Genomic DNA, 21,205 nt, shown 5'->3' on the forward strand with positions numbered 1-21,205 from the left:
ATGCAGCTCGAGTTTCATCAGGTCGACGCGTTCAGTGATCGGCCGTTCAGTGGCAATCCGGCAATGGTCTATCGGCTCGACGCGTGGCTCGCGGACGACCTGATGCAGAAGATCGCCGCCGAGCACAATCTGGCGGAAACCGCGTTTCTGGTGCGCGAGGGGCAGGCATGGCACATCCGCTGGTTCACGCCGACCACCGAGGTGCCGCTGTGTGGTCATGCGACCCTGGCCAGCGCCTACGTGCTGTTCGAGATCTATAAGGAAAACGCCGAGCGTCTGGACTTCACCTGCAAGTCCGGGTCGTTAAGCGTCAGCCGCGAAGGCGGCCGGTTGTGGCTGGATTTCCCGGCCATCGAAGCGGTTGAGAAAGGTGTCACCGTGGAGATCGAGCGGGCGCTGAATGTTCAGGCGGTGGACGTTCTGAGTTCCAACGAGCTGTTTGTGGTGCTGGAGTCCGAGCAGGCGGTGCTCGATTGCCAGCCGGACATGGTCGCCCTCGCCAAGCTGCCGTGGTTGGGTGCGATCGTCACCGCCCGGGGCAATCAGCATGATTTTGTCTCGCGCTATTTCGCTCCGGCCATCGGTATCAATGAGGACCCGGTGACCGGTTCGACCCACTGCAGCCTGATTCCGTACTGGTCGAAACGTCTGGGCAAATCCAGCCTCACTGCATGCCAGCGCTCGGCGCGGGGCGGCGAGCTGTTTTGTCGGCTGGAAGGCGAGCGGGTGAAGATCGGCGGCAATGCGACGCTGGTGGCCAGCGGCACATTGATGCTGGGCTGAGAGCAAAAAATAAGGGAGCCATCAGGCTCCCTCGTTGTTTGTGTGCAGATCAGTGCGCAGTACTGTAACGGCGAACGCCGTTTTCCAGCGCCGGAATCTGCGCAGCGGTGCTGCCGGAAGCCTGGAACAGCACCAGATGTTCCGCCGCCACACGAATCCCGACATCCGCTCCCACCTGATGATCGGCGTGGCTCGGGAAGATCGATTCCAGCTGTGCGCCGGTCGGCAGTTGCAGGCGATACAGGGTCGAAGCGCCGAGGAAGGTCTTGCCGACGATCCGCGCTTTCAGCGAACTGTCCGGCGCGTAAACGATGTCGTCCGGACGCAGCAGCACATCCACCGCGCCACCGATCGGCCAGGTGTAGGCGCGATTGCCGCGCAGTTCACCGAGTTCGGTCTGCACCGACTCCGGGCTGCCGAGCTGGCCGCGAATGAAGTAACCCTGACCGATAAAACTGGCCACGTACGGTGTCGCCGGCTCGTGATAGAGGTTGTACGGCGTGTCCCACTGCTCCAGCCGGCCTTCCTTGAATACACCGACGTGATCGCTGACGGCGAAGGCTTCTTCCTGATCGTGAGTCACCAGAATTGCACTGGTGCCACGGGTCTTGAGGATGTCGCGCACTTCGTGGCTGAGCTTGCGGCGCAACTCGCCATCGAGGTTGGAGAACGGCTCGTCGAGCAACAACAGTTGCGGCTCCGGCGCCAGGGCGCGGGCGAGGGCGACACGTTGTTGCTGGCCGCCCGACAGCTCATGGGGGAAGCGTTTGCCGAGGTTCTTCAGGTTGACCAGTTCCAGCAGCTCCTCGGTCACGCGCTCCTTGTTCGGGTGTTTGCGGATACCGAAGGCGATGTTGTCCGCGACACTCAGGTGCGGGAACAGCGCGTAGTCCTGGAACACCATGCCGATCCGGCGTTTTTCCGGGGCGAGGGTAAAACCGGCGCTGGAGATGACCTCACCGCCGAGAGAAATTTCCCCTTCGTGCACCGGTTCGAAACCGGCAATCGCACGCAGGGTGGTGGTCTTGCCGCAGCCGGAGGAGCCAAGCAGGCAGCCGATGTCACCGGCGTTGAGGTGCAGATTGAGGTTCTGCACCACACGTTGATCTTGATAGCCGCAAGCGAGGTTGCGCAGGTTCAGCAGTAATTCATGACTCATGCGTGGTGATATGCCGGTTCGACAAGGAACTCGAGCAGGGCCTTCTGTGCGTGGAGACGGTTTTCTGCCTGATCCCAGGCGACGGAGCGCGGGTCATCGAGCAGGTCGAGGCTGATTTCCTCACCGCGGTGAGCGGGCAGGCAGTGCATGAATAGCACGTCATCGGCTGCCAGGTCGAGCAGGGCACGGTTGACCTGAAACGGCGCAAACAGCTTCAGGCGCTTGGCGGTCTCCTCTTCCTGGCCCATGGAGGTCCAGACATCGGTGCTGACCAGGTGCGCGCCGCGCACGGCGTCTTTCGGGTCGCGGACGATGGTCACGCGGTCACCGGCCTTGGCCACGAATTCAGGATTCGGCTCATAGCCTTCAGGGCAGGCCACGCGCAACTGGAAGTCGAACTGGATCGCCGCTTCTATATAGCTGTTGCACATGTTGTTGCCGTCGCCGATCCAGGCCACAGTCTTGCCCTGGATCGAGCCGCGGTGTTCGAGGAACGTCTGCATGTCGGCCAGCAACTGACACGGATGCAGGTCATCGGACAGGCCGTTGATCACCGGCACGCGGGAGTTGGCGGCGAATTCGGTCAGGGTGCTGTGGGCAAAGGTACGGATCATCACCGCGTCGAGCATGCTCGACATGACGATGGCGCAGTCGCCGATCGGCTCGCCACGGCCCAGTTGGGTGTCGCGCGGCGACAGGAAGATCGCCTGGCCGCCGAGCTGGATCATGCCGGCTTCGAAGGAGATGCGTGTGCGGGTCGAGGACTTCTCGAAGATCATCCCCAGGACGCGGTTTTTCAGAGGCTCGAACAGTACGCCGCGGTTACGCAGGTCCTTGAGCTCAACGCCTCGACGGATCACGCTGACCAGCTCTTCGGGCGTGCAATCCATCAGGGAGAGAAAGTGCCTTGCGCTCATCATTGACTACCTTTTTGCTACAAACCGCAGATGCTCAAAGCCTTGTTTATCGGAACAACGGGCGAGACCTGCGGCGTAAGCCGCACGGGGGCGACGAAATAGGGGAAGGCGCGATATTGACACTAAATGTCGCGTTTTTCCAATAGGCTACGGTTTTTGCAGAAATGCGCCGGGATGTCAGCAGTGCGAACACTGTGATTTCCGGTCAGTTTTCGAGAGGGCAGCGAGGTATTTGTACACTGGCCCCACCGGGCTTGGCAATCCGGCGCGGCGGGGATGGCAGCGCTCTGGTCGGTTTGCGACCGGTGAGGCACCGGTTCGCTTGGTCGGATGCGCAGGTTGAAACATTTGCTAAAGCAAAGTGCTGGGTTATAAATAAATCACGAGCGACGCAGGAAGCCTCCGCATGGAATCGAAAGAAAAACTGTTAATGGAACTGCTGGGCCACACGGCACGCTCATTGACCCACCTCACCGCCTCGATGACCTCGATGTCCTTCGAACTGATGCGCAGCGAAGACGACGTGGTCAAGGCCGCCAGTCGACAGATGATCGACCGTATGGCGACCATCAGCGCCGGGCTCGACGAGCATTGGCGACTGATCGGCGAACTCACCGGCGTCCACATCGCCCACGAGCAGATAGAGACCATCCAGGAAATCCAGCTGGCCGCACCGCCACAGCTTCCGGCGAACTGACGCGGGTCTATCGGCCGGCCTGATGGCCGCCGATTCACAAGACGAACGTCGCTGGCGCTGCATCGGGCTGCGGGCCATAGTTTTGTTCCCGCAGGCGTGATTGCCTGCCCAGAACAAGACAGAGACTGGCCATGACCAAGACTCTCCATCACCGTGCCTGCCACCTGTGTGAAGCCATCTGCGGCTTGACCATCGAAACCACCGAAACTGACGGTCAGGTGCAAATCACCTCGATCAAGGGCGATGCTCAGGACACGTTCAGTCGTGGGCACATCTGCCCCAAGGCCGTGGCGCTGCAAGACATCCAGAACGATCCGGATCGCCTGCGCCAGCCGATGCGCCGGGTCGGCAGCGAATGGTTGCCCATCGAGTGGGACGAAGCGTTCGAGCTGGTCGCCGAAAAACTCTCGGCGATTCAGGAGCGTCATGGGCAGAACGCGGTCGCCGTGTATCAGGGCAATCCCAGCGTGCATAACTACGGGCTGATGACCCACAGCAATTACTTCCTCGGTCTGTTGAAAACCCGCAACCGCTATTCGGCGACGTCGGTCGATCAGCTGCCCCATCACCTGACCAGCTACCTGATGTACGGCCACGGCCTGCTGCTGCCGATTCCGGACATTGATCACACCGATTTCATGCTGATCCTGGGCGGCAATCCGCTGGCATCCAATGGCAGCATCATGACCGTGCCGGATGTCGAGAAGCGTCTGAAGGCGATTCAGGCCCGGGGCGGCAAAGTGGTGGTGATCGATCCTCGGCGCAGCGAGACGGCGGCGATGGCTGATCAGCATCTGTTCGTGCGTCCGGGTGGCGACGCGGCGTTGCTGTTTGGTGTGCTCAATACTCTTTTCGCCGAGGGCCTGACTTCGGACAGTCATCTGCCGGTGGACGGTATGGACGAAGTCCGCGCGGCGGTAGCGGGTTTCACCGCCGAAGCCATGAGCCCGTTGTGCGCCGTTCCCGCCGAACAGATCCGCCAACTGGCCCGGGACTTCGCCGCCGCGCCAAGCGCTGTTTGTTATGGCCGGATGGGTGTTTCCACTCAGGCCTTTGGCACGCTGTGCCATTGGGTTGTGCAGTTGATCAATCTGGTCACCGGCAACCTGGACCGCGTCGGCGGTGCCTTGTGCACCGAGCCTGCGGTGGATCTGGTGGCGTCGACTTCGGGCGGGCACTTCAATAAATGGCAGAGCCGCGTGTCCGGGCGTCCTGAATACGGCGGCGAGTTGCCGGTCTCGGCGCTGGCCGAAGAGATGCTCACCGAAGGCGAGGGGCAGATTCGCGCGTTGATCACCGTGGCCGGTAACCCGGTGTTGTCCACGCCCAATGGCCGGCAGCTGGAGCAGGCCCTGGACGGGCTGGAGTTCATGGTCAGCGTCGACCTGTATATCAACGAAACCACCCGTTACGCCGACCTGATCCTGCCGTCGACTTCGGCGCTGGAAAACGATCACTACGACACCACCTTCAACCTGTTCGCCGTGCGCAACGTCAGCCGTTTCAACCGGGCAATCCTCGCCAAACCCGAGGGGGCACTGCACGACTGGGAGATCTTCGTCGGCCTGGCCAAGGCCTTTGCCGCGAAGACCGGCAAGGAGCTGAAACCGACGATGCCGCCGGCGAAGATGATCGATATGGGATTGCGCATGGGCGCCTATGGCGATGCGTCGGAGTACAAATTGTCGCTGGCGACGCTGTTTGATCATCCGCACGGCGTTGATCTGGGAGCACTGAAGCCCAACCTGACACCGCGATTGAAGACCGCCAATCAACGAGTTCAGGCGGCGCCGCCGGAAATCCTCGCCGACCTGGCGCGCTTCGCCGCGTTGCAGGCGCCGGCCGCCGATGAGCTGTTGATGATCGGCCGCCGTCATGTGCGCAGCAACAATTCGTGGATGCACAATTACCATCGATTGGTGAAGGGCAAGCCGCGTCATCAGTTGCTGATGAACCCGGCCGATCTCGCCAGTCGCGGGCTAAGTGACGGGCAGCTCGTGCGGGTCAGTTCACGGGTCGGGCAGATCGAGGTCGAGGTGCTGGGCAGTGCCGACATGATGAAAGGCGTGGTCAGCCTGCCGCACGGATGGGGCCACGCCCGTCCGGGTGTGCAGATGGCGATTGCCAGCGGCCAACCCGGCTCCAGCGCCAATGACCTGACCGATGAATGCCAGCTCGACGAGCTGTCAGGCAATGCGGCGCTCAATGGTGTGCCGGTGACGGTGGCGGCGGCTTGAGCAAGTCTGTCGGGGAGACCGAGCAGGGCGCTCGGGATTCCGTTACAATGCGCCACCGTGCCGACCCATGAGTCGGAAAGTTCAGCCGAGGTGCTCCATGGATATCATCGAAACGATTAAAGAGCAGATTGCCAACAACACCATTCTGCTTTACATGAAAGGCTCGCCGAATGCCCCGCAGTGTGGCTTCTCCGCGAAAGCTGCGCAGGCTGTGATGGGCTGTGGCGAGAAGTTCGCCTACGTCGACATCCTGCAGAACCCGGAAATCCGCGCCAACCTGCCGAAGTACGCCAACTGGCCGACTTTCCCGCAGCTGTGGGTAGCCGGTGAACTGGTCGGCGGCAGCGACATCATGGCTGAAATGTTCGCCAACGGTGAGCTGCAGACTCTGGTCAAGGAAGCATCCGCCAAGGCTGCTGCGGCCAAGTCCGAAGCCTGATTGGCTTCTGCCCGGATTTCGGCGAGTCTGAAGTCCGGGCAATAAAAAGCCCCGCCTCTCGAAAGAGGGCGGGGCTTTTTAGTGTCTCGAGTTTAGCGCTGGCTGATTACTCGTCTTCGCCCATCTGCGATTGCAGATAGTTCTCAAGACCTACTTTATCGATCAGGCCCAGTTGGGTTTCCAGCCAGTCGATGTGTTCCTCTTCGGATTCGAGGATGTCTTCGAGCAGTTCGCGGCTGCCGAAGTCACCGACGGATTCGCAGTGGGCGATGGCGGCCTTGAGGTCGGCATGGCCGGTCTTCTCGATACGCAGGTCGCACTCCAGCATTTCCTTGGTGTGCTCGCCGATGTGCAGCTTGCCCAGATCCTGCACGTTCGGCAGGCCTTCAAGGAACAGGATGCGCTTGATCAGCTTGTCCGCGTGCTTCATCTCGTCGATGGATTCGTGGTACTCGTGTTTGCCGAGCTTGTTCAGGCCCCAATCTTCATACATGCGTGCATGCAGGAAGTACTGATTGATCGCGACCAGCTCATTGGCAAGGATCTTGTTGAGATGCTGGATGACTGTTACGTCGCCTTTCATGATGGGAGTCCTGCCCTAAGTAACGGTATATAAGGCAGAGTTTGAGCTTGGTATTTATAAGTGTCAAACCTAAGTTATTGAATAATAAATGAAAATTAATCGGAATAAGAATGTTTGTGTTCCGCGTCTGGGCGCTAAGCAATTGATTTTCAGGCATAAAAAAACCGGACATAAGTCCGGTTCTTCAAATTCGGGATAATTACGCGGCTGTAAATTCTGCCGGGTAGGGGATCGCAGCCTGGGCGGTTTGCAGCTTGGTCAGGGTTTCGCGAACCACTTCCTTCGCCAGGCACGCGCATTTGCCGCATTGGCTGGCGACGCCGGTGGCCTGACGGACTTCTTTATAGCTGCAGCAACCTTCATAGATCGCTTCGCGGATTTGTCCGTCGGTGACGCCAGTGCAGAGGCAAACATACATAAGTGAGAACCGTCGCTGGTTGTGACTCAATTGCGATGGATCTTAATGTTAACGAGAATGATTGTCAAAGTGCTTTCCGAAGGGTTTTCATCGCCAACGGCTGTGACTGACGAACGGTGGTACATGGCTGAATGCCAGCCGGGATTTCGCGAAAAACCTTTAAGGACAGTCGAAAAACGCAGTGTATGATGGTCGGCCCTTGCGAAGGGGGTTCGTGTCACAGGGCTGTCGCCTGAGGGTGGCAGGCTGGCCCGAACCCTGAACTTCAAGTTTCTACACCAGGAGATATCAATGAGCGTACTCGTAGGCAAACAAGCCCCTGACTTCACCGTCCCGGCCGTACTCGGCAATGGCGAGATCGTTGACAGCTTCACCCTGTCCTCGGCCATCAAAGGCAAATACGGCCTGGTGTTCTTCTACCCGCTGGACTTCACCTTCGTCTGCCCGTCCGAGCTGATTGCTCTGGACAACCGCATGGCCGACTTCAAGGCTCGCAACGTTGAAGTGATTGCCGTGTCGATCGACTCGCACTTCACCCACAACGCCTGGCGCAACACCCCGGTCAACAATGGCGGCATCGGTCAGGTGAAATACACCATGGCTGCCGACATGAAGCACGACATCGCCAAGGCCTACGACGTTGAGTCCGAAGGCGGCGTGGCTTTCCGTGGCGCGTTCCTGATCGACGACAAAGGCGTTGTCCGCTCGCAGATCGTCAATGACCTGCCGCTGGGCCGTAACATGGAAGAGCTGATCCGTCTGGTTGACGCGCTGCAATTCCACGAAGAGCACGGCGAAGTCTGCCCTGCCAACTGGAAAAAAGGCGACAAAGGCATGAACGCTTCGCCAGAAGGCGTTGCGGCTTACCTGACCGAGAACGCTGCTGCCCTGTAAGGCGCAACGTCGAGGTACAAAAAAACCGGCTCTTGAGCCGGTTTTTTCATGTGCGGGATTCAACCCGGCGACCCTCAGTCGTCGAAGTCTTCCCAGCCGCCCATCTGTTTCCAGCGGTTGACGATGCCGCAGAACAGCTCGGCCGTCTTCTCGGTGTCGTAACGCGCGGAGTGCGCTTCACGGCCGTCGAAGTCGATGTCGGCGGCCTGACAGGCCTTGGCCAATACGGTTTGACCGTAGGCCAGGCCGGCGAGGGTTGCGGTGTCGAAGCTGGAGAACGGGTGGAACGGATTGCGCTTCATGTCCAGCCGCGCGACGGCCGCGTTGAGGAAGCCCAGATCGAAGCTGCTGTTGTGGCCGACCAGAATCGCCCGTTTGCAGCCGTTGGCCTTCAAGGCCTTGCGCACGCCACGGAAGATGTCGGTCAGCGCCGTTTCTTCGCTGACGGCCATGCGCAACGGGTGATCGAGCTTGATCCCGGTGAACTCCAGTGCCGCCGCTTCAACGTTGGCGCCTTCGAACGGCTCGACGCGGAAGAAGTAGGTGTGATCCGGGTAGACGAAACCCTTTTCATCCATGGCGATGGTGGTCGCGGCAATCTCCAGCAGAGCGTCGGTGGCCGAGTTGAAGCCACCGGTTTCTACGTCGACGACAACCGGCAGGTAGCCGCGAAAGCGTGCTGCCATTGGGTGGCGCGAACCGCCGCCACCTTGACCGTCCAGTTCGTCGTCGAAATGGTCTTCACTCACGCGTGTTCCTCCAGCAGGCGCCAGCGCAGTTTTTCACCGGCGCGCAGCGGAATAACGGTCAGCTCGCCGAAAGGCAGGCTGGTCGGGGCGGTCCATTCGTCACGAACCAGGGTGATGCGATCGGTGTTTGCCGGCAGGCCGTAGAAACGCGGGCCGTTGAGGCTGGCGAACGCTTCGAGCTTGTCCAGCGCATTGCGCTGTTCGAAGGCTTCGGCATACAGCTCGATGGCGGCGTACGCGGTGTAGCAGCCGGCGCAGCCGCAGGCGGCTTCCTTGGCGTGCTGGGCGTGCGGCGCCGAGTCGGTGCCGAGGAAGAACTTCGCACTGCCGCTGGTGGCGGCGTCGAGCAGGGCTTCCTGGTGTGTGTTGCGCTTGAGGATCGGCAGGCAATAGAAGTGCGGCCGGATCCCGCCCACCAGCATGTGGTTGCGGTTGTAGAGCAGGTGATGCGCGGTGATCGTTGCGCCGACGTTTGCGGACGCCTCGTTGACGAACTGCACGGCATCGCCGGTGGTGATGTGTTCGAACACCACTTTCAGTGTCGGGAAACGCTCGACCACGCGGCGCATGTGCTCGTCGATGAAGATTTTTTCGCGGTCGAACACGTCGACGTCGCCACGGGTGACTTCACCGTGGATCAACAGCGGCATGCCGACTTCGGCCATGGCTTCCAGCGCCGGGAAAATCTTGTCGATGCTGGTGACCCCGGAATCGGAGTTGGTGGTGGCGCCGGCCGGATAAAGCTTGGCGGCGTGCACGAAACCGCTGGCCTTGGCCTCACGGATTTCTTCGGGCTGGGTGCGGTCGGTGAGGTACAGCACCATCAGCGGCTCGAAACGACTGCCGGCCGGGCGGGCAGCGAGAATCCGCTGGCGATAGCCGTCGGCTTCAGCGGCGTTGCGCACCGGAGGTACCAGGTTGGGCATGATGATGGCGCGACCAAAGGTGCGCGCGACATCCGCAACGGTATTGGTCAACACGGCACCATCGCGAAGATGAATGTGCCAGTCGTCGGGACGCAGCAGGGTCAGGCGGTCGGACATGAGGGGATTCCAGGCGGGTCAAACTGAGGCGAATGCTACCGGAAAAGACTCTTGCAGGCACTCGCTATCAAGTTTTGCGACGAGCGTCCGATATCCCATAGGTATGCCGTAAAGATGTATGTCTCGGTCTTTTTCGTTGTAGAAGCCAATGGAGCCTCCCGTGCGCCAGCGATATTTAGCCTTGCTCAGTGTGTTTGCCAGCCTTCCCGCGATGGCACTGACTTACCAGACCCGTCTGGAGAACATTGAGTGGACGGTCGAGGGCGACAAGTTCGAGTGCCGTCTGACGCAGCCGATCACCGACTTCGGCTCGGGGCAATTCGTGCGCAAGGCCGGCGAGCAGGCGACCTTTCGCCTGAACGCCTACAACGCCATGCTTGGCGGCGGTTCGGCGACCTTGCTGGCGGCGGCTGCGCCGTGGCAGCCGGGTCGTGGCGATATCAATCTGGGCACGGTTCGACTGGGCAGCGGCAACGTGCTGTTCAACAGTTCTCAATCCCAGGCCGGGCAACTGATCAGCGGTTTGATGGACGGTCGCAGCCCCGTGGTGCGCCGGGCCTCGGGCGATGGTCGGGTGTCTGAAGTGCGCCTGCTGCCGGTCAAGTTCAGCAAGGCTTTTAATGACTACCAGACCTGCGTGGCGAAACTGCTCCCGCAGAATTTCGATCAGGTCAAACAATCGCAAATTGGTTTCCCCGGCGAAGGCATCGAACTGGACGCCGCCGCCAAGGCCAAGCTGCAAGTGATGCTCGAGTACATGAAGGCCGATCCGACGGTCAATCACATCGAACTCGATGGCCACTCCGATAACAGCGGCAATCGCCTGACCAATCGTGAATTGTCGCGCCGCCGTGCGCTGGCCGTGGTTGATTTCTTCAAGGCCAATGGCATTCAGGAATCGCAGATCACCGTGCGTTTCCATGGTGAGCGCTACCCGTTGGTGCCGAACACCAATGCCGCCAACCGGGCCAAGAACCGCCGGGTCAACGTGCACCTGGCGCGAGTGGCACCGACCACTGCTCCGGCGCCCCAGGCCAGCACGCCTGCCAACACGGCGGCGACTTCCTGACCTTCCGGTCATCGTCGCCCTCTCGACAGATTCTGTCGCTTTGTCGTCTTAAGCTGTCGCGCCTCTGTAAATTATCGCGTTTGAGCGGTAGACTCCTCGGCTTTCCGTAGAACCCCGTGGAGTGATGGCATGGCGGACGTAAACAAGGTCGTTCTGGCGTATTCCGGCGGCCTGGACACTTCGGTGATCCTCAAGTGGCTGCAGGATACTTATAACTGTGAAGTCGTGACCTTCACCGCTGACCTGGGTCAGGGCGAAGAGGTCGAGCCGGCTCGCGCCAAGGCGCAGGCCATGGGCGTCAAAGAAATCTACATCGACGACCTGCGCGAAGAATTCGTGCGTGACTTCGTGTTCCCGATGTTCCGCGCCAACACCGTTTACGAAGGCGAGTACCTGCTGGGTACTTCCATCGCGCGTCCGCTGATCGCCAAGCGTCTGATCGAAATCGCCAACGAAACCGGCGCCGACGCCATTTCCCACGGCGCCACCGGCAAAGGCAACGACCAGGTGCGTTTCGAACTGGGTGCCTATGCACTCAAGCCAGGCGTGAAAGTAATTGCTCCATGGCGCGAGTGGGACCTGCTGTCCCGCGAGAAGCTGATGGACTACGCCGAGAAGCACGCGATCCCGATCGAGCGTCACGGCAAGAAGAAATCCCCGTACTCGATGGACGCCAACCTGCTGCACATCTCCTATGAAGGCGGCGTGCTGGAAGACACCTGGACCGAGCACGAAGAAGACATGTGGCGCTGGACCGTCTCCCCGGAGAAGGCTCCTGACACTCCGCAATACCTGGAACTGACCTACCGCAACGGCGACATCGTCGCGCTGGACGGCGTCGAAATGACCCCGGCCACCGTACTGGCGACCCTGAACAAGATCGGTGGCGAGCACGGCATCGGCCGTCTCGACATCGTCGAGAACCGTTACGTCGGCATGAAGTCCCGTGGCTGCTACGAAACCCCGGGCGGCACCATCATGCTGCGCGCTCACCGCGCCATCGAATCGATCACCCTGGACCGCGAAGTCGCTCACCTCAAAGACGAGCTGATGCCGAAATACGCCAGCCTGATCTACACCGGCTACTGGTGGAGCCCTGAGCGTCTGATGTTGCAACAGATGATCGACGCTTCCCAGGTCAACGTGAACGGCGTTGTGCGCCTCAAGCTGTACAAGGGCAACGTGATCGTGACCGGCCGCAAGTCCGACGATTCGCTGTTCGACGCCAACATTGCGACCTTCGAAGAAGATGGCGGCGCCTACAACCAGGCCGATGCGGCGGGCTTCATCAAGCTCAACGCATTGCGCATGCGCATCGCAGCCAACAAGGGCCGCAAGCTGTTCTGAGTCATTCGGTCCGGATGTGAAACAAAGGCCTTGTCGTAAGACAAGGCCTTTGTGTTTCTGGGTACTCCCTTCTTCAAACTGATCCGGATAAATATTATCGCTGCTTTTGCTGTGCCCGCTTCCTGCGGCGCGTTCAAACCTTTTCCACCTGGATCATGCTCATTGAATCCACGTCGTAAGAAATGCAGTAGGTAGTTCCGGCGCCTTTCTTTCCCTGTTTAAACGATTTGAAGACGTCTTCTGTTAATGGAGTGTCCGGTATCGAGTGGATCAGGAACAGGAATATTCTGAGTGAATGCTTGGAGGGGGGCGGGATTTTTTCCAATAGCGCGGCTATGTCAAGTTCGACATTTCCTCCCCTGATATCCAAGATATATAGCGTAGTGAACGACTTGTGTATTTTTACTGTGTGTAATTCTATACCGGGCTGTGTGGTTGTTCCCTGCAAGTGGGATGAAGTTTCCTCGAATGCCTTTAAAAAATTGTTGTCGTTTTCAAAGTCTGATGGTGCATAAAGGGAGCGATAGTTGAAGTTAAGAGTTATGAAGAACAGGAACGCCAGGAAGAAAGGAAAGCTGATCAGAAGCCAGATGTAGATCTTCCGCTCTTCGTTATCGAGAAAGGGCAGGGAGACCGCTGCCGAGGTCTCGGTTATCAATGCAAATATGGCAATGACGCTTATAGGGTTGGTGATCTTTCTTTTGGTTTTTAACATGTGTTCTACTCATGAAGTTGCTGTTCTCGTCGTGGGGGTTTCTAGTGGTTTGTATAGCTGGGTGTTAGATTGATGATGCTGCGCTAGTTAGCTGGTGTTTATCTGAAATATGGTTAAATTAATACAGGTATGTTGTTTCAGGTTTTTATTTTTTTGGTGGGTTGTTTTTGATAGCTTGTCAAAGTGTTGTCACGTTGCGAACGGTGGGTGCGGGCTTTAGGTTCTCACCAGGCTGTAATTTTTTCCGGTGGTCCTTTTCTGTAGGAATAATCTTTATTGGCTGTAGGAGGTGTCTTTTGATGCCGGTGTGAATGAACTTCTCCATGCCATGAGTGAAATGACTGCGTTATTGTGCCGGTTCTAAAAATTCGAACAGCGAAACTGGACTTGCCCATGAATAAAGTGCTGATCGTGGATGATCACCCCGTCATTCGTCTTGCGGTGCGTATGCTGATGGAACGTCATGGCTACGAAGTCATTGCAGAAACCGACAATGGAGTGGATGCATTACAACTTGCCCGTGATCAGATGCCGGATATCGTAATACTGGATATCGGCATACCGAAACTGGATGGACTGGAAGTCATTGCGCGCCTTACGACAAGCGCGATGCCGTTGAAAGTACTTGTGCTGACATCCCAGTCGCCTGGGCACTTTTCCATGCGCTGCATGCAGTCGGGGGCGGCGGGTTATGTTTGCAAACAACAGGACCTGACAGAGTTGTTGAGCGCCATCAAGGCGGTTCTGTCCGGATACAGTTACTTTCCGAACCAGGCGTTGCATACCGTGCGGACCAGCCTGGGAAATGCCAGCGAGGCCGATATGGTCGATCGTCTGTCGGGGCGGGAAATGATGGTTTTGCAGCAACTGGCGCGCGGCAAGACCAACAAGGAAATTGCCGACGGGATGTTCCTCAGTAACAAGACCGTGAGTACCTACAAGACCCGATTGCTTTTAAAGCTCAATGCGCGCTCGCTGGTGGATCTGATCGAACTGGCGCAGCGCAACGGCCTGGTCTGAGGTTTTCAATGGCTGACGGATCATGGGCGGATCGGAATCAGCGAGTAGGGAAAAGCCTCCGTTTCGGGAGGCTTTCAAATGTCAGAGATCAAAATCGTAATCGGCCAATTGCTTCTGCAGTCGGCGCTCCTCAAGCAGGTTGTCGATGGTTCGGCGCTTGCTGAGATTGGTCTTGGCAACTTCAACCACCGGTTCGGCGTCTTCGGCTTCGGCAGCGATGAAATCGTCGTCTACATCCAGTTGTTCTTTGCTGTCAGTCATAAGGTCAACTCCAGGCTAAGACTGCCTTTGGCGCCCCTTATATCGATATTCCAGCAGATGGTAAAAAAGATTTTTTCAATCGATAAATCAATAACTCCAATAGCCGCTCAATCGTCGGAAGTCTTGTGCTTGTACTCGCACAAATCTTCGATCCGACAGCTGCCACAGCGGGGCTTGCGTGCCAGACACACATAGCGTCCGTGAAGAATGAGCCAGTGGTGCGAGTCGAGCAGGTATTCCTTTGGCACGAACTTCATCAGCTTCTTTTCCACCTCGACCACATTTTTTCCCGGTGCAATGCCGGTGCGGTTGCTGACCCGGAAAATGTGGGTGTCAACGGCCATGGTCAACTGTCGGAACGCAGTGTTGAGCACGACATTGGCGGTTTTGCGGCCAACGCCCGGCAAGGCTTCCAGTTCTCCGCGAGTCTGCGGGACTTCGCCATTGTGCAGCTCGACCAGCAGGCGGCAGGTCTCGATCACGTTTTTGGCCTTGCTGTTATAGAGGCCGATGGTCTTGATGTATTCGGACAGACCTTCAACGCCTAACGCGTGAATGGCCGCCGGCGTATTCGCCACCGGGAACAGTTTGGCCGTCGCCTTGTTCACCCCGACGTCAGTCGATTGCGCGGACAGAATCACTGCGATCAACAGTTCGAAAGGCGAAGAATAGGCCAGCTCGGTCTTGGGTTCGGGGTTGTCCTCGTGAAACCGGCGGAAGATCTCCAGACGTTTTGCGGCATTCATGGGTGATGCGTTTCCTCGGGTAGGTCGGCAGGGCGAGCCCAGGCCTGACGGGCAGCCAGTAACAGTCCAAGCAATATGAAGGCGCCGGGCGCCAGCGTCGTGAAATGCAGACCGTCGCCGAACAGAATCAAACCTTGCCAGTGTTCCGACAAATGATGGCCGATGCTGCCCTGACCGATCAGCTCACGCAACATCGCAAGCGCAATCATCAGCGCGACAAACAGCCCGCACTGTTTCAGACGTTCACGTACAGGCTGGCGAAAAAATCCATTGTGCTCCAGCACAACGCACTGCAAGCCAATCAACCCGGCATAAAGACTGATCAATTGATGCCACTGCAGCGCAACGCGTTGCAGAACAATATCGGCGCAGCCCGCCAGGGTCGCGGCCAGCACCAGGCTGACCGGCAACAGGCTCTCGCTGCTCAGGCGCGAGCGCAGCGGTGCCATGCACAAACCGTAAACGCCCACGATAACGGTGAACATCAACAGAGTCGCCAGCGCAGCCGCCACGGAGTCGGTGGTGCCGATCAACAGCACCAGCATCATTGAGTTCGACAGAGTCGCTGACGTATTCATGGCGCGCTCCCGAGCAGAGTCGTCCGGTGTTCATCGAAGTAACGCAGGGCATCGTGGATGGCATTGATCGCCGCGCGAGACGTAATGGTTGCGCCCGCGATCTGGTCGAATTGCCCCTGATCCTTCTTCAAGGCCCATCCGGCGTCCGTCGGTTGGTTGCTCGATTTTCCGCTAAAGCGCTGAAGCCAGCCGTTTGGCCAGTCACCGATATGCCCACCCAGCGAAGGTGTTTCGTTTTGCTCAAGAGTTTTCACGCCGAGCAATCGGCCTTTGGCGTCGATGGCAATCAGCAACTCGATATTGCCGGCATAACCTTGGGTCTGGCTGCGCAGCAGCACCGCCACGGGTTGTCCGTTTTTGCTCGCCCGATAAGCGCCCGGCAACTGACTGTGGCTCAGGTTGATGTCGGTCAGCGCCAGAGGTTGTTCAAGCGGCTGATTGTCGTAACTGTCGGCCGGCAGGACGTCCAGCAGCTTGCGACTTTCAAGCAGACGCTGTTCGGCGGCGATCTGCGGCGCATTGCTGCGTTGCACCAGCCATGTCACGCCGAAACCAAGCGCGCCAATCAACGCCAGTGTGATCAGGCTGCTCGTTCGGTTCATGGCGTCACCTGCGTCTGACGGGCCATCGCGAAGCGCTCCAGCGCCGGCACGCACAGGTTCATCAACAGCACCGCAAACGCCACGCCGTCGGGGTAACCACCCCAGGTGCGAATCACGTACGTCAGCAGCCCCACGCCGATGCCGAACAGCAGGCGGGCGAGCGGACTCTTCGCCCCCGACACCGGTTCAGTGATGATGAAGAACGCCCCGAGCATGGTCGCGCCGCTCAGCAGGTGAAACAGTGGCGAGCCGTGGGAGTCCGATCCCGAACCGTTCCAGCACAACAGGCTGATCACGAACAGGCTGGCGAGCATGCCGACCGGCGCGTGCCAGCCAAACACTCGACGCTGCAACAAAAACAGTCCACCGGCGAGGAACGCCAGATTGATCCATTCAACGCCGTGCCCGCCAAAGCGACCGAATGCCGGATTACCGGCAAACAATTCATCCATGGTCAGGCTTTTATTGATGCGCACACTGTCCAGCGCGGTGGCCTGAACCCAGGCATCCGGCTGGGCGCCAAGATTGAACACCTGGCCAAAAGCCGCCGTCAGCTCCATGCCGTGGGCCGGCCAGTGGGTCATCGGTTGAGGGAACATCACCATGGCCAAGGCGAAGCCGAGCATGGCCGGATTGAACGGGTTTCGGCTCACACCACCGTACAGATGTTTGCCCAGCAGCAGGCCGGAGGCGATGGCCGTGACCGTCAGCCACCACGGGCAATAGGGCGGCAGCGCGATCGCCAGCAGCGTGGCGCTGACCACCGCGCTGCCATCGGTCAAGGTGAATTGCAGCGGTTGCTGGCGCAGATGAGCCACAGCGGCTTCGACACCCAAAGCCGTGACGACGGACAGGACCAGGTTGATCAACACGCCCCAACCGTAAAACCAAAACAGCGCCAGCAACCCCGGCAATGTCGCCAGCAAAACCAGCTTCATTGCCTGTTGCAGGCGTTCGTCTCTGGTTTCAAGGGATGACATGGGCTTGTACCTGCCGCTCTGCTTCTTGCAGGCGGGCGCGGGCCTTTTCGAGGATGTCGGCGGGCGTGCCGTCGCGCCGTTGCAGTTTGTCAAGGTCGGCGCGAGCGTAAGCCAGTTCGGTTTTCAGCTGACGAAGCTGGGCGTCGATCGGACGTTTCTCGACACGCACCAGCTCGGGCGCCGGTTGATCGCTGGTGGCTTCGGCATTGTGCAGCGCCCGTTCGGCGTCATGCAGCGCTTGCTCCAGCGCGGCGATCTCGGCTGGCGTGGCCTCTGCGGTTTGTGCCTTTTTCAGCTCGGCGCGGCGCATCGCCAGCTGGATTTTTGCCCGTTTCAGATCGGCGTCCTTTGCCGGGGCGGCCACGACGGGTGCAGGTGCCGCGTTGCTTTCCAGCTTCGCCAGTGCCTGTTCGGCCGCTTCGAATTGCTGTTGCAGGACGATCAATTGCGATTGCTGATCGAAGGTCGGCGGATGACCGAATGCCTTGAGCGACTTGTTCAATTGCGCCCGGCTCATGGCCACGTCGATCTTGGCTTTTTTCAGCGCAGCATCGGCGGTCGCGGCTTTTTGTGCGCGGACCCGTTCCAGCGCCGCCTGCACCGGATCGAGCGTGGTGGCGGCGACTTCGACCTGGGCCGCGCGCTGCGCCCGGGCTTCGCGTTCGGCCTGCTTCTGCTGTTCTTCGCGTTGCAGGCGAGCGTTGCGCCGTTCGAAGCGCTGGCGGGCGTGATCACGTTTGGCTGCACGAGCCTGTTGTTCTTCAAGGCTGGTGGCCAGGCCACCCACTACCGGCAGCGTGCCCAGCGGCAGTGGATGCATCTCGATGCAGTCGACCGGGCATGGCGCCACGCATAGATCGCAGCCGGTGCATTCGTCGATGATGACCGTGTGCATCAGTTTTGCCGCGCCGACGATGGCGTCGATCGGGCAGGCCTGGATGCACTTGGTGCAGCCGATGCATTCGGCCTCGCGGATATAGGCCACTTGCGGCGGCGCCGAACCGCGACTGATGTCCAGCTCCAGCACCGGGATTTTCAACAGTTCGGCCAGCGCCGCGATGGTTTCGTCGCCACCCGGCGGGCACTTGTTGATCGGCTCGCCGTTGGCGATGCCCTCAGCGTAGGGTTTGCATCCGGGATGGCCGCACTTGCCGCATTGGGTCTGCGGCAGCAAGGCATCGATGCGTTGAATCAGACTCATGTTTTGATCAGTCCACTGAATCCGAGAAAAGCCACGGCCATCAGTCCGGCGCCGATCAACAGGATCGGCAGGCCACGAAAGGGCAGGGGAATATCGTTGTCGGCCGTGCGCTCGCGCAAATCGTTGAACAGGCTCAACACCAGCCAGAAACCCAGACCGGCGCCAAGGCTCAGCGCTGTCGCATGCAACAGACCCGTGTCCGCTTGCGCGTTGATCAGCGTCAGTCCCAGCACTCCGGCATTGCCCAGCAGCAGCGGCCACAAACCATCGAATGGCAGCGCGGGGAGCCAATAAGCCAACAGCTTCAGCAACGGCGTGATCAGCAAGATGCTCAACGGCATAAACACAAACAGGCGCAGGAATTCCAGTTGCAACGGCACCAGCAGCCAATGCCAGAGCACGTAACCCGCCACACCGACAAGCAGCATCAGACACAACGTCGCCAGCCCCAGCGCGTGCACCTGACGGCGTTCGCCCGCCATCAGCGGATCGACGCCCAGCGGCCAGTGCAACACGAAGTTGTTGATCAGCGCAGCACTGAAGAGCGTAAGCACGAGTTCGGTCATGGGTCTGCCGGTGGAAGCGGGCGTGTGTCATTTAAGGTTAGGCATTATCCGGCAGCCGTGAAGGGCGGGCCAGATATGAAAAATCCCACAGGCGCACGGAGCACGCCTGTGGGATTTGTCAGGGCAGAATCTTACTTGATGCGCTGACCCGGTTTGGCGCCGCTGTCCGGGCTCAGCAGGTAAATTTCTTCACCGCCAGGGCCGGCCGCCATCACCATGCCTTCGGAGATGCCGAACTTCATTTTCCGTGGCTTGAGGTTGGCGATCATCATGGTCAGGCGGCCGTCGAGCTTCGACGGATCCGGGTAAGCACTCTTGATCCCCGAGAACACGTTGCGTTGCTCGTCACCGATATCCAATGTCAGGCGCAGCAGCTTGTCTGCCCCTTCAACGTGTTCGGCCTTGACGATCAGCGCGACGCGCAGGTCGACGGCGGCGAAGGTGTCGAAGTCGATTTCCGGCGACAGCGGATCCTTGGCCAGTTCGCCATTGCCGGCAGGCGCGGCGGCGCCGGTGTCGGTCTGGCTGGCGGTCAGGTCTTCTTTCGAGGCGTCGGTCATGGCTTGCACTTTTACCGGGTCGATGCGGGTCATCAACGGCTTGAATTCGTTCAACTGGTGGTTGGCCAGCAGGGTGGTATGGTCGTTCCAGGTCAGCGGGGCGACGTTGAGGAACGCCTCGGCATCGGCGGCCAGCACTGGCAGCACCGGTTTGAGGAAGATCACCAGCTGGCGGAACAGGTTGATCGCCGTGGCGCAGACCGCCTGGACTTCATCCTGCTTGCCTTCCTGCTTGTTCAGCGACCATGGTGCCTTGTCGGCGATCCAGGCGTTGGCGCGGTCGGCCAAAGCCATGGTTTCGCGCATGGCACGGGCGAAGTCGCGGGCCTCATAGGCGTCGGCGATGCTCGGCGCGGCAGCCAGGAAGGCTTCGGTCAGTTCCGGTGCGGCGTTGGTGTCCACCAGCAGACCGGCGTTGCCCTTCTGGATGAAACCGGCGCAACGGCTGGCGATGTTGACGACTTTACCGACCAGGTCGGAGTTGACCTTCTGCACGAAGTCTTCGAGGTTCAGGTCGAGGTCGTCCACGCCACGGCCCAGTTTAGCCGCGTAGTAATAGCGCAGGTATTCCGGCGACAGGTGATCCAGGTAGGTACGGGCCTTGATGAAGGTGCCGCGGGACTTGGACATCTTCTGACCGTTGACGGTCAGGTAGCCGTGCACGTTGATCCCGGTCGGCTTGCGCAAACCCGCACCTTCGAGCATCGCCGGCCAGAACAGGGCGTGGAAGTTGACGATGTCCTTGCCGATGAAGTGGTACAGCTCGGCGGTGGAGTCCTTGCCCCAGAACGCGTCGAAGTCCAGCTCCGGCGTGCGGTTGCACAGGTTCTTGAAGCTGGCCATGTAGCCGATCGGCGCGTCCAGCCACACGTAGAAGTACTTGCCCGGCTCGCCCGGGATCTCGAAACCGAAGTACGGCGCATCGCGGGAGATGTCCCACTGTTGCAGGCCAGCGTCCAGCCATTCGGCGATCTTGTTGGCCACGGCGTCCTGCAGGGTGCCGCTGCGGGTCCAGGCCTGGAGCATTTCCTGGAAGTCCGGCAGCTTGAAGAAGAAGTGCTGGGAATCCTTGAGCACCGGGGTGGCGCCGGAGATGGCCGACTTCGGATCCTTCAGGTCGGTCGGCGCGTAGGTTGCACCGCATTTTTCGCAGTTGTCGCCGTACTGGTCTTCGGTGCCGCATTTCGGGCAGGTGCCCTTGATGAAGCGGTCGGCCAGGAACATTTTCTTTTCCGGGTCGAAATACTGGGTGATCGAACGTTGGGCGATGTGCCCGGCGTCACGCAGTTTCAGGTAGATCTGGCTCGACAGCTCACGGTTTTCTTCGGCGTGAGTGGAGTGGAAATTGTCGAAGTCCACCAGGAACTCGGCAAAGTCGGCGCTGTGTTCAGCCTGGACGTTGGCGATCAGTTGTTCCGGGGTGATGCCTTCCTTTTCCGCGCGCAGCATGATCGCCGAACCGTGGGCGTCGTCGGCGCAGACATAAATGCACTGATTGCCGCGATGCTTCTGGAAGCGCACCCACATATCGGTCTGGATGTATTCCAGCATGTGGCCAAGGTGGATCGAACCGTTGGCGTAGGGCAGGGCGCTGGTGACGAGAATCTTGCGTGGTTCGGACATGTGGGGCTTCGCTACTTG

The 21,205-nt window shown here is 59.5% G+C and carries 23 protein-coding genes; 8 read left to right on the forward strand and 15 right to left on the reverse strand.

Going from position 1 to position 21,205, the window contains the following annotated elements; genetic code table 11:
- Window positions 1-783, forward strand: coding sequence for a PhzF family phenazine biosynthesis protein (locus BMZ46_RS01135; RefSeq protein WP_074688471.1), 783 nt, complete (start codon window positions 1-3; stop codon window positions 781-783).
- A 49-nt stretch (window positions 784-832) separates the two neighbouring features.
- Here the strand turns inward: BMZ46_RS01135 and BMZ46_RS01140 are convergent, their stop codons facing one another.
- The gene (locus tag BMZ46_RS01140) at window positions 833-1,942 is read right to left on the reverse strand and encodes an ABC transporter ATP-binding protein (RefSeq protein ID WP_074688469.1); all 1,110 of its coding nucleotides are present in this window, start codon (window positions 1,940-1,942) and stop codon (window positions 833-835) included.
- A complete protein-coding gene (argF, locus tag BMZ46_RS01145; RefSeq protein ID WP_039765834.1) occupies window positions 1,939-2,859 on the reverse strand; it encodes an ornithine carbamoyltransferase in 921 nt (306 codons plus the stop codon). Before argF ends, BMZ46_RS01140 begins: the two co-directional genes overlap by 4 nt.
- 406 nt (window positions 2,860-3,265) lie before the next feature.
- On the opposite strand from argF, the gene BMZ46_RS01150 reads away from it, so the two are divergent.
- From BMZ46_RS01150 to grxD, 3 genes are all read left to right on the forward strand, one after another.
- A complete protein-coding gene (locus BMZ46_RS01150) occupies window positions 3,266-3,556 on the forward strand; it encodes a hypothetical protein (RefSeq protein ID WP_039765836.1) in 291 nt (96 codons plus the stop codon).
- Between the two features lie 131 nt (window positions 3,557-3,687).
- A complete protein-coding gene (locus BMZ46_RS01155; RefSeq protein ID WP_074688467.1) occupies window positions 3,688-5,793 on the forward strand; it encodes a molybdopterin oxidoreductase family protein in 2,106 nt (701 codons plus the stop codon).
- 97 nt (window positions 5,794-5,890) lie between these two features.
- Window positions 5,891-6,232: a Grx4 family monothiol glutaredoxin gene (grxD, locus tag BMZ46_RS01160; RefSeq protein ID WP_039765841.1), complete on the forward strand. Its 342-nt coding sequence runs from the start codon at window positions 5,891-5,893 to the stop codon at window positions 6,230-6,232.
- 106 nt (window positions 6,233-6,338) lie between these two features.
- Here grxD and bfr read toward each other — a convergent pair whose 3' ends face one another.
- Both bfr and BMZ46_RS01170 read right to left on the reverse strand, forming a co-directional pair.
- A complete protein-coding gene (bfr, locus tag BMZ46_RS01165; protein WP_011335740.1) occupies window positions 6,339-6,815 on the reverse strand; it encodes a bacterioferritin in 477 nt (158 codons plus the stop codon).
- Between the two features lie 199 nt (window positions 6,816-7,014).
- Window positions 7,015-7,233, reverse strand: coding sequence for a bacterioferritin-associated ferredoxin (locus BMZ46_RS01170; protein ID WP_007953193.1), 219 nt, complete (start codon window positions 7,231-7,233; stop codon window positions 7,015-7,017).
- Between the two features lie 291 nt (window positions 7,234-7,524).
- Here BMZ46_RS01170 and BMZ46_RS01175 point away from each other — a divergent pair, with 291 nt between their 5' ends.
- Window positions 7,525-8,127, forward strand: coding sequence for a peroxiredoxin (locus BMZ46_RS01175; protein ID WP_007953195.1), 603 nt, complete (start codon window positions 7,525-7,527; stop codon window positions 8,125-8,127).
- 74 nt (window positions 8,128-8,201) lie between these two features.
- Here the strand turns inward: BMZ46_RS01175 and rnt are convergent, their stop codons facing one another.
- Window positions 8,202-8,876 (reverse strand): ribonuclease T, encoded by a 675-nt coding sequence (gene rnt, locus BMZ46_RS01180; protein WP_007953196.1) that lies wholly within the window; start codon window positions 8,874-8,876, stop codon window positions 8,202-8,204.
- On the reverse strand, window positions 8,873-9,919 hold the full coding sequence (gene pyrC / locus BMZ46_RS01185) for a dihydroorotase (protein WP_039765844.1): 1,047 nt from the start codon (window positions 9,917-9,919) through the stop codon (window positions 8,873-8,875). The genes rnt and pyrC overlap by 4 nt, the downstream gene beginning before the upstream one ends.
- A 160-nt stretch (window positions 9,920-10,079) precedes the next feature.
- Between pyrC and BMZ46_RS01190 the strand changes: the two genes are divergently transcribed.
- Together BMZ46_RS01190 and BMZ46_RS01195 are read left to right on the forward strand one after the other, a co-directional pair.
- Window positions 10,080-10,988, forward strand: coding sequence for a flagellar protein MotY (locus tag BMZ46_RS01190; protein ID WP_007953200.1), 909 nt, complete (start codon window positions 10,080-10,082; stop codon window positions 10,986-10,988).
- A 129-nt stretch (window positions 10,989-11,117) separates the two neighbouring features.
- Window positions 11,118-12,335 (forward strand): argininosuccinate synthase, encoded by a 1,218-nt coding sequence (locus BMZ46_RS01195; protein ID WP_007953201.1) that lies wholly within the window; start codon window positions 11,118-11,120, stop codon window positions 12,333-12,335.
- Between the two features lie 133 nt (window positions 12,336-12,468).
- Here BMZ46_RS01195 and BMZ46_RS01200 read toward each other — a convergent pair whose 3' ends face one another.
- Window positions 12,469-13,050, reverse strand: coding sequence for a hypothetical protein (locus BMZ46_RS01200; RefSeq protein WP_039765847.1), 582 nt, complete (start codon window positions 13,048-13,050; stop codon window positions 12,469-12,471).
- A gap of 393 nt (window positions 13,051-13,443) precedes the next feature.
- On the opposite strand from BMZ46_RS01200, the gene BMZ46_RS01205 reads away from it, so the two are divergent.
- A complete protein-coding gene (locus BMZ46_RS01205; RefSeq protein ID WP_007953203.1) occupies window positions 13,444-14,070 on the forward strand; it encodes a response regulator transcription factor in 627 nt (208 codons plus the stop codon).
- An 81-nt stretch (window positions 14,071-14,151) separates the two neighbouring features.
- Here BMZ46_RS01205 and BMZ46_RS01210 read toward each other — a convergent pair whose 3' ends face one another.
- The 8 genes from BMZ46_RS01210 to metG form a co-directional block, all read right to left on the reverse strand.
- Entirely contained in the window at window positions 14,152-14,331 is a 180-nt protein-coding gene (locus tag BMZ46_RS01210) for a PA3496 family putative envelope integrity protein (RefSeq protein WP_039765850.1), read from the reverse strand.
- Between the two features lie 107 nt (window positions 14,332-14,438).
- Complete coding sequence (nth, locus tag BMZ46_RS01215) at window positions 14,439-15,077, reverse strand: endonuclease III (RefSeq protein ID WP_074688465.1); 639 nt, start codon at window positions 15,075-15,077, stop codon at window positions 14,439-14,441.
- A complete protein-coding gene (locus BMZ46_RS01220) occupies window positions 15,074-15,655 on the reverse strand; it encodes an Rnf-Nqr domain containing protein (RefSeq protein ID WP_074688463.1) in 582 nt (193 codons plus the stop codon). The genes nth and BMZ46_RS01220 overlap by 4 nt, the downstream gene beginning before the upstream one ends.
- Window positions 15,652-16,257, reverse strand: coding sequence for an RnfABCDGE type electron transport complex subunit G (locus BMZ46_RS01225; protein ID WP_039765857.1), 606 nt, complete (start codon window positions 16,255-16,257; stop codon window positions 15,652-15,654). Before BMZ46_RS01225 ends, BMZ46_RS01220 begins: the two co-directional genes overlap by 4 nt.
- The gene (locus BMZ46_RS01230) at window positions 16,254-17,237 is read right to left on the reverse strand and encodes an RnfABCDGE type electron transport complex subunit D (protein WP_074688461.1); all 984 of its coding nucleotides are present in this window, start codon (window positions 17,235-17,237) and stop codon (window positions 16,254-16,256) included. Before BMZ46_RS01230 ends, BMZ46_RS01225 begins: the two co-directional genes overlap by 4 nt.
- On the reverse strand, window positions 17,224-18,438 hold the full coding sequence (gene rsxB / locus BMZ46_RS01235) for an electron transport complex subunit RsxB (RefSeq protein ID WP_074688459.1): 1,215 nt from the start codon (window positions 18,436-18,438) through the stop codon (window positions 17,224-17,226). Before rsxB ends, BMZ46_RS01230 begins: the two co-directional genes overlap by 14 nt.
- Window positions 18,435-19,004 (reverse strand): electron transport complex protein RnfA, encoded by a 570-nt coding sequence (locus BMZ46_RS01240; RefSeq protein ID WP_074688457.1) that lies wholly within the window; start codon window positions 19,002-19,004, stop codon window positions 18,435-18,437. Before BMZ46_RS01240 ends, rsxB begins: the two co-directional genes overlap by 4 nt.
- 131 nt (window positions 19,005-19,135) lie before the next feature.
- Window positions 19,136-21,187 (reverse strand): methionine--tRNA ligase, encoded by a 2,052-nt coding sequence (gene metG / locus BMZ46_RS01245; RefSeq protein ID WP_039765864.1) that lies wholly within the window; start codon window positions 21,185-21,187, stop codon window positions 19,136-19,138.
- Window positions 21,188-21,205: the final 18 nt, after the last annotated feature.

This window comes from Pseudomonas sp. NFIX49, from assembly GCF_900115915.1.
Lineage (GTDB): Bacteria > Pseudomonadota > Gammaproteobacteria > Pseudomonadales > Pseudomonadaceae > Aquipseudomonas > Aquipseudomonas pharyngis.

What these genes read in the sequence shown, in the direction of transcription:
- BMZ46_RS01135 (WP_074688471.1), top strand. Translation starts at nt 1, where the DNA reads ATGCAGCTCGAGTTTCATCAGGTCGACGCGTTCAGTGATCGGCCGTTC.
- BMZ46_RS01140 (WP_074688469.1), bottom strand. Translation starts at nt 1,942, where the DNA reads ATGAGTCATGAATTACTGCTGAACCTGCGCAACCTCGCTTGCGGCTAT.
- argF (WP_039765834.1), bottom strand. Translation starts at nt 2,859, where the DNA reads ATGAGCGCAAGGCACTTTCTCTCCCTGATGGATTGCACGCCCGAAGAG.
- BMZ46_RS01150 (WP_039765836.1), top strand. Translation starts at nt 3,266, where the DNA reads ATGGAATCGAAAGAAAAACTGTTAATGGAACTGCTGGGCCACACGGCA.
- BMZ46_RS01155 (WP_074688467.1), top strand. Translation starts at nt 3,688, where the DNA reads ATGACCAAGACTCTCCATCACCGTGCCTGCCACCTGTGTGAAGCCATC.
- grxD (WP_039765841.1), top strand. Translation starts at nt 5,891, where the DNA reads ATGGATATCATCGAAACGATTAAAGAGCAGATTGCCAACAACACCATT.
- bfr (WP_011335740.1), bottom strand. Translation starts at nt 6,815, where the DNA reads ATGAAAGGCGACGTAACAGTCATCCAGCATCTCAACAAGATCCTTGCC.
- BMZ46_RS01170 (WP_007953193.1), bottom strand. Translation starts at nt 7,233, where the DNA reads ATGTATGTTTGCCTCTGCACTGGCGTCACCGACGGACAAATCCGCGAA.
- BMZ46_RS01175 (WP_007953195.1), top strand. Translation starts at nt 7,525, where the DNA reads ATGAGCGTACTCGTAGGCAAACAAGCCCCTGACTTCACCGTCCCGGCC.
- pyrC (WP_039765844.1), bottom strand. Translation starts at nt 9,919, where the DNA reads ATGTCCGACCGCCTGACCCTGCTGCGTCCCGACGACTGGCACATTCAT.
- BMZ46_RS01195 (WP_007953201.1), top strand. Translation starts at nt 11,118, where the DNA reads ATGGCGGACGTAAACAAGGTCGTTCTGGCGTATTCCGGCGGCCTGGAC.
- BMZ46_RS01200 (WP_039765847.1), bottom strand. Translation starts at nt 13,050, where the DNA reads ATGTTAAAAACCAAAAGAAAGATCACCAACCCTATAAGCGTCATTGCC.
- BMZ46_RS01205 (WP_007953203.1), top strand. Translation starts at nt 13,444, where the DNA reads ATGAATAAAGTGCTGATCGTGGATGATCACCCCGTCATTCGTCTTGCG.
- BMZ46_RS01210 (WP_039765850.1), bottom strand. Translation starts at nt 14,331, where the DNA reads ATGACTGACAGCAAAGAACAACTGGATGTAGACGACGATTTCATCGCT.
- nth (WP_074688465.1), bottom strand. Translation starts at nt 15,077, where the DNA reads ATGAATGCCGCAAAACGTCTGGAGATCTTCCGCCGGTTTCACGAGGAC.
- BMZ46_RS01220 (WP_074688463.1), bottom strand. Translation starts at nt 15,655, where the DNA reads ATGAATACGTCAGCGACTCTGTCGAACTCAATGATGCTGGTGCTGTTG.
- BMZ46_RS01225 (WP_039765857.1), bottom strand. Translation starts at nt 16,257, where the DNA reads ATGAACCGAACGAGCAGCCTGATCACACTGGCGTTGATTGGCGCGCTT.
- BMZ46_RS01230 (WP_074688461.1), bottom strand. Translation starts at nt 17,237, where the DNA reads ATGTCATCCCTTGAAACCAGAGACGAACGCCTGCAACAGGCAATGAAG.
- rsxB (WP_074688459.1), bottom strand. Translation starts at nt 18,438, where the DNA reads ATGAGTCTGATTCAACGCATCGATGCCTTGCTGCCGCAGACCCAATGC.
- BMZ46_RS01240 (WP_074688457.1), bottom strand. Translation starts at nt 19,004, where the DNA reads ATGACCGAACTCGTGCTTACGCTCTTCAGTGCTGCGCTGATCAACAAC.
- metG (WP_039765864.1), bottom strand. Translation starts at nt 21,187, where the DNA reads ATGTCCGAACCACGCAAGATTCTCGTCACCAGCGCCCTGCCCTACGCC.